A 14,867-nucleotide genomic window follows, 5' to 3' on the forward strand; every position below is an offset into this window, starting at 1 on the left:
GTCTTTTGCCCCCCCCCCCCGCCCCCCCCCCCCACCCCCCCCCCCCCCCCCCCCCCCCGCCCCCGCCGCCCCCCCCCCCCCCCCCCCCCCCCCCCCCCCCCCCCCGCCCCCCCCCCCCCGCCCGACAGGATCAGGCCAAGGCCGGTGATGCCCGAAAGCGTGCCGAGCGTCACCACGAAATCGGGAATGCGCCCGGCGGTGATGAGCACGCCGTTCAGGAATCCCACGGCACTGGTGGCGGCGACGGCAAGCACGCAGGCCAGCAAGATGCCATAGCCGGCGGCATTGACGAGGCCCAGGATGATGGCGCCCAGCATTACGGCGGCCGCGAGCGAAAGATCGATGCCGGCTGTCGCGACGACGAAGGTCTGGCCGATCGACAGCACGACAAGGATCGCCGCCGCCAGCAGCAGGGCCTGCAAATTGGCGACGCTGAGAAAGACCGGTTGGGCGATGCCGAACACGATGACGAGGCCGACGAGGCCGACGACGGATGCCCAGTCGGCCCAGAAGGAAGGATCCAGGAGGAGAGCCGTCAGGGAGGGGCGGCTCTCCTCCAACGCGCCCGCGTCATGCGCAGGCGCGTTTTGTTCAGGAGTGGTCACTGCAACATCTCGCGGAAGGGATCCGGATAGTCGCCACCCGGGCGCGGGAAGTTCTTCAGCGAGGCTTCCGCATTGTCCTTGTTGATCAACAGCACTGGCGCCGGCACGTTGGCGGGAAGCGTCTTGCCCTTGGCCGCCGCGGCACAGGCTTCCACGCCCATGGCGCCGACGACATAGGGATATTGCGCCACGGTGGCGGAGAGTTCGCCGGCGGCAACCGATTTCAGCGCGTCGACGATGCCGTCAAGTCGATCACCTTGACGTCCTTGCCTGCCGTCTGCACGGCGCGTTCGACGCCGAGTGCCATGATGTCGTTGGCGGCGAAGAAGCCGGAGAGATCGGGGTGCGCTGCCAGGATGTCGGTGGCCGCGGTGAGAGCCTTCTCGCGATCCCAGTCGGCGCTCACCATCACCACGACTTCGAGCTTGCCTTCGACGGCCTGCTTGAAACCCTTGATGCGGGCATTGCTGCCGACATCGCCGACGATGCCTGCCACCAGGGCGACCTTGGAACCCTTCGGCACCAGCTTCAGCATCTCCTTCCCGGCCAGTGCGCCGGCAGCGACGTTGTCGGTGCCGATATAGGTTGAGATGGCAAAGCCCGCCGCCTTTGCCTGCTCGGCATCGATGGTGCTATCGATGTTGACGATCGGCTTTTTCTTCTGGGCGACGGGCACCAGCGCCTGCACCAGGTTGGAGACGCTGATCGGATTGACCAGGTAGCAATCGAAATCCTGCATAGCCATGGCGGTCAACCGATCGGCCTGTCCGGTTGCGTCGCCCATGTTGGCGGCGGCCCGCGACGCGCGCCGCGTCTTCGGCATGGGCCGGCACTGAAACGATGATTGCAAACAGACCTGCGCCAAGCGTCAGGCAATTGAACATGCGCATGCGTCGTCCTCCTCCTATTTGGTGGGTGCGTTGCATCTGGTTCGTTTTCGGCGAACGGAATGCCTGATGTGGCGCGGGCTGCCTCAAGGTTTGCGATGACAGGCTGCCGACCGATCGGCGATCGCCATGCAATTCGTGGGTCAGGGCCCGTTTGGGGCCTTTTTTCGTGCCAGGCATTGCTCCTCCCAGAGCGCTGATTGATGCCTTGTCAGCGTTTCCGCATGTTTGAGAAAAATTTGACACGCGTCAAGTTTGAAAATGGTGTGCCGCGGGTTTTGATGTGCTGCATTGCAGCAAACCGGTGTCGAGCTATCGCGGCATCAGATGGCGAAATCCACAAGGCAGGGGATGCCGAGGCCAGGCTAGAAGCCGGCTTGGTCAGCAGTCGGATTCAACTTCCGAGTGCGCCACTCAGGCAGCGGCGTCAGCGCCGGGCCATCCGGGCGAAACAGGTGGCAAACCGCGGGAGAGATGTCGAGCGCGATCGGGCTGTGCAACGGCGTCCTGTCGCCGCCTTCGGCCTGCACGACCCTCGACGTGTAGGATTTGGCATAGCGCTGGCGCTGTCAAAGACCGGACTTTCGGGGCCGGAATGGGTTGATGTGTTCAGCAGCGAGCAGCGAACTGGCAGTCAGTTTGCTCAGCTCTTCACCGACCCGGCGGCCAGGCCCGCGAGGAAGTAACGTTGTGCAATCAGATACAGGATCAGAAGCGGGAGTGATCCCAGCACGCTCATCGCCATCATCTCGTTCCATTCGAACGCATGTTGGCCCATAAGCAACTCGATACCGATCGGAACGGTCCGCATGTCCGTCGACTTCGTCAAAGTGAGCGCAAAAAGGAACTCGTTCCACGCCAACAGAAACGTATAGACCGCGGTCGCGACGACGCCGGGGACTGAAAGAGGGATAATCACACGCCACAGCGCTGTCCAACTTGACCCCCCATCGACCAGCACTGCCTCATCGAGTTCCTTTGGCAGGGTATTGAGATAGCCGGTCATCAGAAGGATTGCGTAAGGCAGGGTGAATACCATGTAGGTTAGAATCAGCGCGAAATAGGTGTTGAAAATGCCGAAGGCGACGACCATGCCGAAATAGGGGATCAGAAGCGTGATCGGCGGTACGGTCTGTGTGCTGATGATGAAGACGTTAAGCGTATTCTTAAGCCGGAATGAATAGCGGCTGAAGCCATAGGCCGTCAGAATGGCGATCAGTAACGTCAGAAGGGTTACCACTCCCGCGACCAGATAGCTGTTGAGAAAGAAGCGCACCTTGGTCGGATCATTGAAGATCGAAAGATAGGCTACGTTCGTGAAATGGTCGGGCAGCAGTCTCGGCGGCAGGGCAAAGATCTCGGTGTTCGATTTCAACGAAGTGAAAAACATCCACAGGATTGGAAAGCCTGCAAAGACCAGACCGGCCGCGAGCCCGAGATATGTCAGTACGGTCGGCAAAACGGTGTTTTTGAAGGAGCGCTTTGCCATTGCCGGTCACCTGGCCTTCTGGTGTTTGATGTAGAAGTAAGTCGCGCCCATCGAGATGATCAAGATGAAGATCGCGCTCGCCGAAGCCTGTGAAAATTCGTAACTCGAAAACGCAAGCTTATAGGTATACGTGCTCAGCACCTCGGTCGAATGGATCGGTCCACCGCCCGTTGTCATCCAGACCAGGGGGAAGACTTGCATCGTCCAGATGAAATCCAGCAGGGCGATGCTGATGATGATCGGCATCAGCTGCGGGATCGTGATGTACCGAAACTTTTGGAACTCATTGGCGCCATCGATGCCGGCGGCTTCGTAAAGGTCCTTGGGGATGCCCTGGAGACCGGCGAGCAAGCTGACCATATATAGAGGGTATCCCGCCCAGATGTTCGCAAACGTCAACGCATGGATCGCGGTTTTCGTCGAGGAGAACCACTCGACCTTGAAGTTGACGATATGGAGCGTCATCAAAATGCTGTTGACCACGCCATTGGGATCCAAAAGCAGCCGCCAGATGATCGCGATGATGACTGCCGTAAAGAGCCATGGCAATATGTAGAGAACACGCAGGATGCTTCTAATCATCGGATGGACGCGTTGGGTGTTCAGCAACAGGGCGAAGGCCAGGCCGATTAGAAGGTGGAAAATGACGCTCATCACCGTGAAATAGAGGGTCTGCCCGACCGACTGCCAGAAGACTGGATCTGTGAAGATCGTCTCGTAGTTCTGCAACCCTATGAAAGCAGCGTCCTTTTTCATGATTGCGCCGTCCATCAGCGAATAGCGCAGGACCGTGATCATGGGAAACAGCATTAGCAGACAAAACAAAAACGTGGCGGGTGCCACATAAAACAGCGGAGTGAGCCGCTTTCTCGTCTTGTAAGAAAGCATGCCACGCTTGCGCATTTTCGTTCGCGTGACGATCAAACCTTCGTTGGCGAGGCTCATGAGGTACAATCCGCTGGGTCATCGACCGTATGGTCCGGTTCCGATGCAGCGGCAGCGCGATAGATCTTATCGCGCTGCCGAATTGTCTGAAGCAGCGCCTACTTGGCGAAGTCAACCAACCACTGCTTTTGCGTGTTGGCAGCGGCCTCCTTTGCGGTTTGCTGGCCGTCGAACATCTTTTGCACTTCGACGTTCATGTCGCGCATCAGGTCTTCGGCCACCGGCAAGCCCACGAATTCATTGGCCAAGTGACCGCTTTGGAAGATCTTGAAGGCTTCCTCGAACAGCGGGTCCGATTTCGAGAAGTCAGGCTTCGCTTGCACGTTGCCCGGAAAGGCATTTGCGAGCGATACCAGGCGGCCGTTCACTTCCGGGCTCATCAGATATTCAACAAGCTTCCAGGCTTCTGCCTTATGCTCGGTGCTGTTGCTAATGCCGATGCCCCAAGAGGCATAGGGCAGTCCGCGCTTACCCGTATAGCCGTCGACCGCAGGAAGCGCAGAGATACCGAACTTGAGATTGGGGTTACGCTGGCGGATAAGATTGATATGAGCCAGCGAGTCGATCATCATTCCGACACGGCCGTTGACGAACTCTTCGACCTTGTCCTGTTCCTTCTTGGCAAAGATGCCTGGCGATATGACGCCGGCGTCCTGTAGCGACTTGACGTATTCGAGTGTACCGACCACGGCCTCATTTTCCACGTCGGGCTTGCCGTCCTTGAGCATCGATGCTCCGGAAGCCCAGACCCAAGACATCACGTCGTTCTGGATGCCGCCGGGGTTTTGCAGCGATAGCGGCAGCACCCACCCGTACTCGTTCTTGTCCGCATTGGTCATCTTCTTCGCGGCAGCGGCGAATTCTGTGCGGTTGGCCGGCATCTTGTCGACACCAGCAGCCTTGGCCAGATCGAGGTTGACGAAGACCGGGTATACGAACGAGGCGAGCGGGAACATGACGCTTTGGCCGTTGACCTTGATGATGTCAGCGATCTGGCTCTGATCATATTTGGCGTCAGCCATCAGGCTGTCCATGGAAGCGATTGCGCCCTGCTTTGCAAGGCCATTGACCCATGCTCCGTCCAGGCCGACGACGTCGCTGAGCGTCCCCGACGCGGCGCCGACTACGATCTGATCATGGGTGGCGGAATAGGGACCGCTGACGAGCGTCACCTTGATACCAGGGTTTTTGGCTTCGAAGTCGTCCATGATGCTACGCAGAGCACCGGCGGGCATTTCCGGCTCCCACCATTGGATGAATTCGAGATTGGTCTCAGCAAAGGCGCAGGTAGCAGACAGTGCCCAGACAGCCACAGCGGACGTGGCCGCAGCAATATATCTTCTGACGTTCATGTTTTCCTCCTAGGAGCGACGTTTGGCTCGATCCTCCCGATCGCGATCAAACTAGGTTCTTTTCCGGGTCTTTGTGTCAATCAAGAACTGCAATCGTGAAAAATGGGTAGGATGCCGGGACGTTATGACTGAATGTAAGCCATTGATTGGTATATGGTTTTCTTAAGTTCTCTGGGGTTAGTTTTTCCCTTGTGCACATTGCTTGTGCCGCTTCTTTCTCTATTTTCGTAAACAAATGAAAGCCACTCCCCTAAAAAGAAAACAAATGAAAGTCGTATATTCGAAGAGAAAAAACGCCATTCGGTGGGGTCGCGCGCTCGCGTAGACGTCGCAATTCAGAGGCGTTCAGGCGATCGTTTTGGTTGTCGATGACAGGGTGCCGCCGGGCACAAGACGATCTCCACCTCCGGTGGAAAAATCGGCTGTCGCGCGCTGAACCGATGTCGAGCAAGTCTCACCATTTGCCAACGAAGACGGCCCGAGCTGTGATGGGCGAGCGAGAACTGGTCGGATTGCCCAGGAGAGCGAAGCCAGCGTCTGCCGTCACCTACGCCAGAAGACAGAAGCGACATTTGCGTCTCCGTCCCTTTAGCCGGGTCAACCATCGCGGATCACGCTAGATTGTGAGGTGCGTCTGGGGATCGAAGAAGTGCAACTTGGCCGCATCGATCGCCAGATCAATCAACGCGCCCGGCCGGACCGCGCTGACGGCTTCAAACCTCGCTACGACATTTGCTGCGCCGCTTAGATCTTCAACAGCATCTGGGTCGCCAGAATCGATTCGAACCGCGTCGACCTTCAAATGAACGATAAGCTCGGATCCCAATTCCTCTGTCGTCTTCACGATGGCCGGTAGAGTGGCATGTCGCGATCCCGATTCCAGACTGCTGTCGTAAAGATCTTCGGGGCGTATGCCGAAAATGAGCGTCTTGCCTTCGAAGGCGCTCAGACCAGGAGAGCGCTCAAACGCACTCGTCGGCACCGGTATCGAAAAGGTCGGCAGGTTGATCCTGCCATTGTGCAAACGGCCTTCGAACAGGTTCATCGACGGCGAGCCGATGAAACCCGCGACGAAGGCATTGACTGGTCGATTATACAGCGTCTTTGGCGTGTCGACCTGCTGAAGGACACCGCCTTTCAAGACCGCAACCCGGTCGCCCATGGTCAAGGCTTCGGTCTGATCGTGTGTTACATAAATCGTGGTCACCCCCAGCTGTCTTTGCAGGCTGACAATTTCCGCGCGCATTTGCACGCGCAGCTTGGCATCGAGGTTTGACAAGGGTTCATCCATGAGAAAGGCTGCCGGTTCGCGCACCATCGCGCGCCCCATGGCGACCCTCTGGCGTTGTCCGCCAGACAGCGCGGCCGGCTTACTGTCGAGCAGCGTGTGCAGCTGCAGGGTCTTTGCTATTTCATGGACGCGCTTCGTCCGCTCGGCCTTGCTCTTCCCCGCAAGCTTCATCGAGAAGCCTATGTTGTCGAACACTGTCATATGCGGATAAAGGGCATAGTTCTGAAAGACCATCGCAATATCCCGGTCCTTCGGCGCTAGATCCTCAACATTCTCTCCACCAATGGTCAGGGTTCCGCTGCTGATCTCCTCCAGCCCCGCGATCATGCGCAAGGCTGTCGATTTTCCGCATCCCGAAGGGCCAACGAGAATGAGGAACTCGCCGTCGTTTATCGTCAGGCTAAGATCCTTGATGGCTTGGAATTTCGTCCCGTAGGTCTTGCAAATTTTGTCCAACACAACAACAGCCACGTCACATCCTCCCTATTGTCAGCGCTACCTAAACATCGAATAGCCTCCGCGCGGCGCGACTGCAGATCGAACCGGCATTGCTATCTGCGCGGTTAACCGCGCGCCTCGGACGTCCCACCAGCAGCGGCAATATCCGAATGATGAATTCTCAGTCTGGCGACGTAATCGGTATGGGCACAGGTGCATTTTCTTTCGCCATCCACGCGACACAGGCGTTGTGATCCGGCAGAGCCATGCGGCCACCCCGGCCCGTCACTGAGATCGCGGCCGCGGCAGTTGCATAAACAGCGCAGGCGACAGGCTGCTTTCCCTGCGTAAGGGCGAAGGCATAGGCGCCATGAAAACAATCCCCCGCGCCGGTCGTGTCCACTGCCCTGACCTTGTAGGCCGGAACGTGCCACAAAACGACATCGTCCTTTTGCCGGATATAGGCTCCTCGATCGCCTTCGGTTAACACGACCGCGGAGCGGTCATCTGACCACAGCTTGCGCAGGATCGCTGTCGCCTTGGCCTCGCCAGTATAGGTTTGGGCAAATTTCAGAGGCAATACCAGGTGATTTGACAGGCGGATCAATCGTTCGGTCGCAGGTCCGACAGTCCACTCAATATCGGCCACCACCGCCAGACCCAGCTTACGGGCACGAGCAACAATCATGTCAGCGTGCGTGGCGTAACCGTCGATCAGCAGCACCTGGGCTTGCGCAAGGACGCTATCGGCCAGCGCATCGGAGGTCCCGTGCGGCACATCATCATCATAGGCGATGAACCTGTCACCATCGGGCGCGACCGTAATAACCGACCGGATCGGCTTGGCATCGGCACGACGTGGCGCGAAAGATATGTCGACGCCGTGTCGTTCAAGCTCGTGGGCGCCGACATCCGTAAGTGGCTGATCACTCAGCCAGCCGATGAAACCGGCACGCCCCCCCAGCTTGGCGACAGCAACGAGTGCCGTCGCCACATTGCCGCCGTGGTCCTTCGTGCGATTTGTCACCTTCCCTTTGCCAGCACCCAGCGGGCTGTCGACATAGATGATGTCGTCAATCGCCAAGGCTCCGAAGCCCAAAACCTGCAGATTGCCGGTCACAGCTCACGTGCCCGCAGCCGCCAAAGCGTCTTGCGGTGCCATCCCATCGTGAATGACGCACTTGAATGCACGCGCTGCCATCGTGGTGTCACCGTGCCCCCACAGATTGCGCCCCACGACGGCACCCTTCGCACCAGCGCGCAGGGCTTCAGACGTTTGGGTGAGAGCGCCCAGAAGATCCTCGGTCTTCGGACCGCCGGCGATAACGATGGGAACCGGGCAAGTTGCCACGGTTTCCTTGAATGAGTCGAAGTCCCCGGTGTATCCGACCTTGATCACGTCAACACCGGTCTCAAAACCAATCCGCACTGCGTAGGCGATTTCGTCGGGGGTGAAGACGATCTTGCAGCCGTTTGAATAGTCGCGGGGATAAACATGTGCAACGACCGGCATTTCGAAACGAGCAGCCGCGTTGACCGTATCGGTAAGCCAACGAATGTAGTGACCCTCGGTATCGCCCCGCACCGGAATGGCGACCGCCAGCGCATCGGCACCATAGCGCACTGCATCTTCGGGCGTCGCGATCAACTGACTGATCCGATCGTCGGGCGTAAAGCATCCCGCCTGAATGACCAGCGCTGCCTTGCCGGCGTAAGCCGGCCACAAATGACGCGCCGCACCAGGCTGAATGCTGATGTAATCTGGCTCTCCGGCCATCACCCGCTTGAGCGCGCCGGGCAGATCCGCAAGGCCTCCCTCGCGGACGTTGCCGTACCCTACGAAATGGTCGACGGCACCACCGAACAGGTTCCCAGATCGATGCGAGAACAGCCGCGACAAGCGAATTTTAGTTCCAAGGCCCATATCAGTGCAGTCCCTTCGCAATTGTTGATCTGACGTTGAGGACCCTAACTCGAAAGCAAAACAATATTCAATATTTCGATTTCTTTCGTTTCGATATAGGTTGCAACTGCAACGGCTAGCGTTCGCTGCGGTGAGGCGGTATCCCTCGAATTCTCAAACGCAGGCCGGTTTCCTATTCGATTTTCGAAAGGTTGGCGTGCAGTTACCAAACAGCAATTCGGGGTTACACATGCTTGCGGAACAACGGCGACATCAGATCATGCTCGCGCTTCAGCGGACCGGCCAGGCGCGTACCAGCCAACTGGCGGAAAACTTCGGCGTCTCCGAGGTGACCATCAGGTCCGACCTGGAAATTCTGGATGCAAAAAAGCAGTTGATCAAAACGCATGGCGGTGCGATCGCCTTGCCCGCTGATTCGCCCGCGGCGGCCTTCGAAGAGCGGATGTCTCGCAATTTCGATGCCAAACGGCGTATCGCGCAGATGGCGGCGCGCCAGATCATAGACAACCAGTCCGTGGTGTTCGACAGCGGCTCGACGTTGCTGCAGGTCGCAATGCAGATGCCCCCGGTCAACAATGTGGTAGTAGCCACAACCGCGATGAACATTGCACAGCATCTGATGTATCGCCCTGGGCTGGACGTGCATATGATAGGCGGTCGGGTCTATCCCTCGACGGTCAGCACGATCGTGTCGGATTTTGATAGGGCTGTGGGCGGCCTTGTGGCCCACCAAGCGTTCCTCAGCGCGCATGCGATCGATCAGTCATTCGATGTCGTCGATGTCTCAGAAGACATTGCGCGCACAAAACGCAATCTGGTTCGTATGGCCAGGCGCGTGATCCTTGTGGCGGATTCAAGCAAATGGGATATTGGCGCCTCATCTAAGGCATTTTCGTTGTCACGTGTCGATCTGATCATCACCGACACCGCTATGCCCTATGGGATTCGCAGTCGATTGGACAAGCTGGGAGTCGAAGTGCGCTATGTGTAGGTGCCTTCCGGATTGTGGTGCCCAGAATTGGCAGCGTGTCCCATTGGCAACCCACGTTTCGGAGTACGAAGACAAATTTAGCACATTAAGGATCTTCATATCGCGCTAGACTGGAAAGCGCGCTGTTGCTGCCCTCAGCATCTCGGTGCCGACGCTGCGTCAATCGCCGAAGCTCGATCTCGCCGGCTGAGACCAGCTTCTTCACCTCGCGGAACCTCCCGGCGTTTCTCCCCAGGGCCCGACTCGAACGACCCCTCTCAGTCGCGTGCATTTCTGCCTGGCGGCAACCGATATTCGGAGTCAATATGGCTTGTACTTTTCGCGTCAACTAATAAATTTACGCGTGAAAAAATTCAGCGATACGCGTTGAAACTGCTGAAGCTCTCTGTAAAATTTTGCCTTGCCGTTGCACGGCAGCGTATGCGGGTACCCTGGGGCAGCGCTAGGGCAACCCAGTGATTGGATGTCCAGAACGCGAGGCGTTTGAATTGCCGACGACGCACAAGACGATGGATGATTTTGCCCGCTCTTGCGGCGTCTCCAGGCCGACGCTGTCGAAATATTTCGACGATCCGACCAGCGTCAAGCCAGCGACACGGCAGCGTATCGAAGAGGCGCTGCGCTCGTCCGACTACCAGCCCAATCTGTTTGCACGCAACCTGAACCGCAAGCGGACCCGCAGCATCGGCATCATGGTGCCGACAGTGGCCGACCCCTTTTATTCGGAGATGGTCAGCCGCATCGAACTAAGGCTGCGCGACGAAGGCTACTGGCCGATCGTGATCTCCTCGCACGGCTCGCGCGAGCTCGAAGTGGAGGCAACGCGAACCATCCTGTCGCTGAAGGTCTCCGGTGCACTCATCGCGCCGCTCGGCCTGCGCTCGGACCACCGCACGCTGGAGAAGCTGACGCAGGCCATACCGGTGGTCTATTTCGACACCTATCTCGAAGGCGGAACGCCGTTCGTCGGCAACAACAATGCCCAGAGCGTCTCGACCATCGTCGAGTATCTGTGCCGGTCCGGCGACGCCCCGGTCTATTTCGATATCCCGCACGTCAACCACAACTCGCCAGAACGACTGAAAAGCTATATCGCTTCTATGAAGCGGCTCGGGCATGAGCCTGTCGTCATCGGCAACACCGACGAGTACACATGGGATTTCGAACGGATCGGCTACGAGCAAATGGAAAAAATGCTCGGCAATGGCGGCCTGTCGGGCAAGACCATTCTGTGCAACAACGACCGTCTCGCCTTCGGCGTGATGGCGGCCGCCTACGCGCAAGGCCTCAAGGTCGGTCGCAAGGCCGACTGCGACCTGCGTGTCGCAGCTCATGACGATCACCCGCTGAGCCGCTACACATGTCCAGGCCTCACCACCATGGCGCAGGACTTCGCCGCCATGGCGGGATATAGCGTCGAGACGCTGCTGGCCCTGCTGAACGAGGATGGAGCTGAGGTTGCCGCTAAGGTCAATCTCGACGCGACGCTGGTTATGCGTCAATCGGCCTGAGCTTTCCATCGAAGCCGCGCCACGCGGCAACCGCCGCGCCGACGGCTTGCCGCGAGGCCGGACCATGGCGGCCCATCGAGACAAAGCCGTGGATCTGGCCAGGCCAGCGCCTCAGCACGACAGGCACGCCGTCATCTTGCAGACGCTTTGCGTAAGCCTCACCCTCGTCAACGAGAATGTCATGACCGGCGATCGCGACAAAGGCTGGTGCTGCGCCGGCAAGGCTGGCGACCTTCAGCGGCGACACGCGCCAGTCGTCGATATCCCCGGCATGGTTGACATAGTGGTCGCGGAACCAGGCCATCGTTGCCGCGGTGAGACCATAGCCCTCAGCAAAACGGCGATAGCTGTCCGCTGTCTGCGAGGCATCCGTGTTCGGATAGAACAGCAATTGCACGGTCGGCGGATTCTTGCTCCCACGCACCATCAGGCACAGCACCGCAGCGAGATTGCCACCGGCGCTGTCGCCGGCGACAGCGATCCGCTCCGCGTCGATGCCGAGATCGTCGGCCGCACTTTGCATGAAGGCAAATGCTGCGCGACAATCCTCAATGGCGGCCGGGAATTTGTGTTCCGGCGCCAGCCGATAGTCGGGACAGACGACCACACAGGCCGCCATGTTGGCAAACCAGCGACAGATCTCGTCATGGGAATCGAGATTGCCGATTACCCAGCCGCCGCCATGCAGATAAAGCAACGCTGGGGCACTGGCCAAGGCCGCCCGTCGCCCGTGATAGATCCTGAGCGTCAACGGGCCGCTAGGCCCGTCGATGAAGCGTTCGTTCAGTGAGGCGACCGGCTCGCGTTCACCCTGCAGTGTGGGAAAGCTCTCCTCATAGGCGCGCCGCGCCTCTTCAGGCCTGCCGGCGTCGAACGGCCGCGCGGGAGCCTGGCGGCAGAGGTCGAGCACATGCCGGGCTTCCGGATCGAGAAATGATGAAAGCAACGTAGCCATCGACTGATCCTACGCCTCAGGCAAGCAGGCTCGTCGCCTCGTCCTCGCCAAGAAGCGGCGGCTGGTCGACCGCCCCGTTGACGGCGACGGACTCGCGGCTTTCTCCCGAAGCGAGGATCGCCTCCATGATCTCCAGCACATGCAAAGCGAGATCGCCGGAGGCGCGGGGTTTTCTGCCCGTCGTCAGCGCATGCGACAGATCGGCGACGCCAAGCATGCGGTAGTTGGCGCGGTCGGGCGCGGCGTAAGGCCAGTTGCGCCCCCCGTAGAGCTCGCTCTCGCTATGGAAGTCGGCCCAGTCGGCGCCGCGTTCCGAAAGCGATACGGTGCCGCCGAACGTGTCAGGGTCGGGCAGGCGCAGTGAGCCTTCCGTGCCGTGCAGTTCGATAGGGTGATTGGAGTGTCTGAAGACATCCCAGGAGGCTCCGAAGGTGACGGTGGCGCCCGATCGGAACTCCAGCAGCGATAGGATGTTGGTCGGCGTGCCGACCTTGAAACTGGTGTTCCTGTAGGGACCTTCGGCAGTGATAAGGCGCACTTCCTGTCCCCGAGTCGCCATCGCCATCACGCGTGCCACCGGCCCAAGCAGGTTGACCAGCATGGTCAGGTAATAGGGGCCCATGTCGAAGATTGGGCCGGCGCCCGGCTGATAGTAAAATTGCGGATTGGGATGCCAGTGCTCCATGCCGCGCCCCATCATGAAGGCGGTGCCGGTGACGGCGCGGCCGATCGCGCCCTCGTCCATCAGGCGGCGCGCCCGCCGTCCGGCTGCGCCGAGAAAAGTGTCGGGGGCCGAGCCTAGGAGCAGATTGCGCTTCGCCGCCTCGGCGACAAGCCGGCGGCCGTCGCTAGCCGAGGTTGACAGCGGCTTTTCGGTGAAAACATGCTTGCCCACCGAAAGCGCCGAAAACGAGATGTCGAAATGCGCCGCCGGGACGGTCAGGTTGAGGACAAGGTCGATGTCCGGATCGGCTAGAAGCGTGTCGACGCTGACTGCCCGGATGCCGTATTCGCTGCCGCGCAGTGCCGCCAGTTCGGTGGAAATGTCGGCGCATGCACGCAACTCGAGGCCGCCGAAGAGCGCCGCGTTGCGCAGATAAGTCATCGAGATGTTGCCGCATCCGACAATGCCGATACCGAGCTTAATCTGTGATTTTGCTTGCATTTTCGAGTCTGCCTCCCAACGCGATGACACTTCGGCGGGCCTGCTGAATCGGTGGCGAGCCGCAATCACAGCCCGCTATACAGCACTTTAAATATTGACGCGCGTAAAATTTTTGCAGAACATGCGAAAATGCTGGCGCAACATTGGAGGCCCCAGCCTTCAGGGGAGGAAATGACTGACATGAAAAACGGCCGACCGCCGCTACGAAGCCTGTGGGTCACGTCACCATCGCCGATCGCCGGCAATTTCTCATCGGCGCCGGCATGCTGGGCGCCGCAGCGCTCGACACGGGTCTCGGCATTCGACCCGCGCGGGCGCAATCACGTTCCGAAATCAGCTTGCCAGCGCCGCCTTCTTCGGCAAGGAAACCGTTGGCGACCTAATCAAGGCCTTCAACGAACGGCAGGACCGCAAGGCTAACGCGGGGCGGCATCAAGGAATGAAAGGACGATCGTGAAAGACCTGAAAGTCGGTTGCCAGACCTTTACCTGGGAAATGCTCGGAGAGGGCTTTGCCGGCTGCCCGGACGATCTCTTGAAGGCGATCGCCGATGGCGGCTATGCCGGCATCGAGATCACCGACACGATGATCGGCCGATATGCCGACAAGCCGGCGGAGTTCGCGACCGCGCTCAAGGCGTCAGGCCTGACGCTCGTCTCCTTCGCCTTCGGTTCCAAGAGCGGCTTCACGCTCAAGGAGAAGATCGGCAACGACCTCGAGACCGCGAAGCGATGGATCGACTTCGCTGCTGCCTTTCCGGACACGCTGGTGTCGATGGGCTCGGCGACAGTCGTCTCCGACGGGCCGCGCGACGACAAATTTGCCATCGCCGCGGAGGTCTACAACAAGGCGGGGGAGCTAGGGCGCAAGGCGGGCGTCCAGGTCGCGGTGCATCCGAGTTCGCACCACAACACGCTGCTCTTCGATCGCGCCGACTACGACCGGATCTTTGGGCTGGTCGATCCGTCGCTCGTCGGCTGGGTGCCGGATACCGGCCACATCTTGCGTGGCCATCGGAACATGGCCGATACGCTCACCACCTATCGCGACCGCATCCGCTACGTGCACCTGAAGGATGTCGATGCCAGCGGCACATGGGCGATGCTCGGCAAGGGCGTCTGCGATACCGCGGCGGTGATCGACATCGCCAGTGCAGCGCCACGCTTCAATGGCTGGCTGGTGCTGGAAGAGGAATCCGAGACCGGGGGCCCCCCGCGCGCGGCCCCCCGGGGCACCACACACCCCCCCAGCCAGCGGCACACCGCCCCGTCACGGCGTACGTAATACAAAACGGACCGGGGGCCGGAAAGCTAT

14 protein-coding genes are annotated in these 14,867 nt (G+C 59.6%); 3 read left to right on the forward strand and 11 right to left on the reverse strand.

The genetic code is table 11. The features are described 5' to 3' along the window. From NKI58_RS34740 to NKI58_RS34780, 9 genes are all read right to left on the reverse strand, one after another. The coding region (locus tag NKI58_RS34740; RefSeq protein WP_502898857.1) for an ABC transporter permease at positions 1-605 on the reverse strand (605 nt) is incomplete at its 3' end. Further along, positions 602-796 (reverse strand): hypothetical protein, encoded by a 195-nt coding sequence (locus NKI58_RS34745; RefSeq protein WP_352827961.1) that lies wholly within the window; start codon positions 794-796, stop codon positions 602-604. The genes NKI58_RS34745 and NKI58_RS34740, both read right to left, overlap by 4 nt. A gap of 32 nt (positions 797-828) precedes the next feature. Next, the gene (locus tag NKI58_RS34750; protein WP_352827963.1) at positions 829-1,428 is read right to left on the reverse strand and encodes a substrate-binding domain-containing protein; all 600 of its coding nucleotides are present in this window, start codon (positions 1,426-1,428) and stop codon (positions 829-831) included. Positions 1,429-2,135: 707 nt separating this feature from the next. Continuing rightward, a complete protein-coding gene (locus NKI58_RS34755; protein ID WP_352524729.1) occupies positions 2,136-2,981 on the reverse strand; it encodes a carbohydrate ABC transporter permease in 846 nt (281 codons plus the stop codon). Between the two features lie 6 nt (positions 2,982-2,987). Then, positions 2,988-3,884 carry a carbohydrate ABC transporter permease gene (locus NKI58_RS34760; protein ID WP_502896967.1) on the reverse strand — a complete coding sequence of 299 codons (897 nt, stop codon included), beginning with the start codon at positions 3,882-3,884 and terminating at the stop codon, positions 2,988-2,990. 140 nt (positions 3,885-4,024) lie between these two features. Then, complete coding sequence (locus NKI58_RS34765) at positions 4,025-5,278, reverse strand: ABC transporter substrate-binding protein (RefSeq protein ID WP_023680291.1); 1,254 nt, start codon at positions 5,276-5,278, stop codon at positions 4,025-4,027. A gap of 616 nt (positions 5,279-5,894) precedes the next feature. Continuing rightward, positions 5,895-7,040: an ABC transporter ATP-binding protein gene (locus NKI58_RS34770; RefSeq protein ID WP_352457855.1), complete on the reverse strand. Its 1,146-nt coding sequence runs from the start codon at positions 7,038-7,040 to the stop codon at positions 5,895-5,897. Between the two features lie 148 nt (positions 7,041-7,188). Beyond that, positions 7,189-8,127: a PfkB family carbohydrate kinase gene (locus tag NKI58_RS34775; protein WP_352571729.1), complete on the reverse strand. Its 939-nt coding sequence runs from the start codon at positions 8,125-8,127 to the stop codon at positions 7,189-7,191. Between the two features lie 3 nt (positions 8,128-8,130). Continuing rightward, a complete protein-coding gene (locus NKI58_RS34780) occupies positions 8,131-8,931 on the reverse strand; it encodes a beta/alpha barrel domain-containing protein (protein WP_352457857.1) in 801 nt (266 codons plus the stop codon). A gap of 229 nt (positions 8,932-9,160) precedes the next feature. Between NKI58_RS34780 and NKI58_RS34785 the strand changes: the two genes are divergently transcribed. Together NKI58_RS34785 and NKI58_RS34790 are read left to right on the forward strand one after the other, a co-directional pair. Beyond that, positions 9,161-9,922, forward strand: coding sequence for a DeoR/GlpR family DNA-binding transcription regulator (locus tag NKI58_RS34785; protein WP_023680295.1), 762 nt, complete (start codon positions 9,161-9,163; stop codon positions 9,920-9,922). A gap of 509 nt (positions 9,923-10,431) precedes the next feature. Next, positions 10,432-11,433 carry a LacI family DNA-binding transcriptional regulator gene (locus NKI58_RS34790; RefSeq protein WP_352637592.1) on the forward strand — a complete coding sequence of 334 codons (1,002 nt, stop codon included), beginning with the start codon at positions 10,432-10,434 and terminating at the stop codon, positions 11,431-11,433. Here the strand turns inward: NKI58_RS34790 and NKI58_RS34795 are convergent. Then, positions 11,414-12,388, reverse strand: coding sequence for an alpha/beta hydrolase (locus tag NKI58_RS34795; RefSeq protein WP_352789274.1), 975 nt, complete (start codon positions 12,386-12,388; stop codon positions 11,414-11,416). The two genes, NKI58_RS34790 and NKI58_RS34795, sit on opposite strands and share 20 nt — an antisense overlap. Before the next feature lie 16 nt (positions 12,389-12,404). Continuing rightward, complete coding sequence (locus NKI58_RS34800; RefSeq protein WP_352789277.1) at positions 12,405-13,553, reverse strand: Gfo/Idh/MocA family protein; 1,149 nt, start codon at positions 13,551-13,553, stop codon at positions 12,405-12,407. Between the two features lie 495 nt (positions 13,554-14,048). Here NKI58_RS34800 and NKI58_RS34805 point away from each other — a divergent pair, with 495 nt between their 5' ends. Then, positions 14,049-14,837: a sugar phosphate isomerase/epimerase family protein gene (locus tag NKI58_RS34805; protein ID WP_352854462.1), complete on the forward strand. Its 789-nt coding sequence runs from the start codon at positions 14,049-14,051 to the stop codon at positions 14,835-14,837. Positions 14,838-14,867: the final 30 nt, after the last annotated feature.

This window comes from Mesorhizobium sp. M0522 (assembly GCF_040321085.1).
Classification (GTDB): Bacteria; Pseudomonadota; Alphaproteobacteria; order Rhizobiales; family Rhizobiaceae; genus Mesorhizobium.

Coding starts and splice junctions, on each gene's coding strand:
- NKI58_RS34760 (WP_502896967.1), bottom strand. CDS start 3,884: ATGCGCAAGCGTGGCATGCTTTCTTACAAGACGAGAAAGCGGCTCACT.
- NKI58_RS34750 (WP_352827963.1), bottom strand. CDS start 1,428: ATGCCGAAGACGCGGCGCGCGTCGCGGGCCGCCGCCAACATGGGCGAC.
- NKI58_RS34765 (WP_023680291.1), bottom strand. CDS start 5,278: ATGAACGTCAGAAGATATATTGCTGCGGCCACGTCCGCTGTGGCTGTC.
- NKI58_RS34805 (WP_352854462.1), top strand. CDS start 14,049: ATGCTCGGAGAGGGCTTTGCCGGCTGCCCGGACGATCTCTTGAAGGCG.
- NKI58_RS34755 (WP_352524729.1), bottom strand. CDS start 2,981: ATGGCAAAGCGCTCCTTCAAAAACACCGTTTTGCCGACCGTACTGACA.
- NKI58_RS34800 (WP_352789277.1), bottom strand. CDS start 13,553: ATGCAAGCAAAATCACAGATTAAGCTCGGTATCGGCATTGTCGGATGC.
- NKI58_RS34790 (WP_352637592.1), top strand. CDS start 10,432: ATGGATGATTTTGCCCGCTCTTGCGGCGTCTCCAGGCCGACGCTGTCG.
- NKI58_RS34785 (WP_023680295.1), top strand. CDS start 9,161: ATGCTTGCGGAACAACGGCGACATCAGATCATGCTCGCGCTTCAGCGG.
- NKI58_RS34795 (WP_352789274.1), bottom strand. CDS start 12,388: ATGGCTACGTTGCTTTCATCATTTCTCGATCCGGAAGCCCGGCATGTG.
- NKI58_RS34780 (WP_352457857.1), bottom strand. CDS start 8,931: ATGGGCCTTGGAACTAAAATTCGCTTGTCGCGGCTGTTCTCGCATCGA.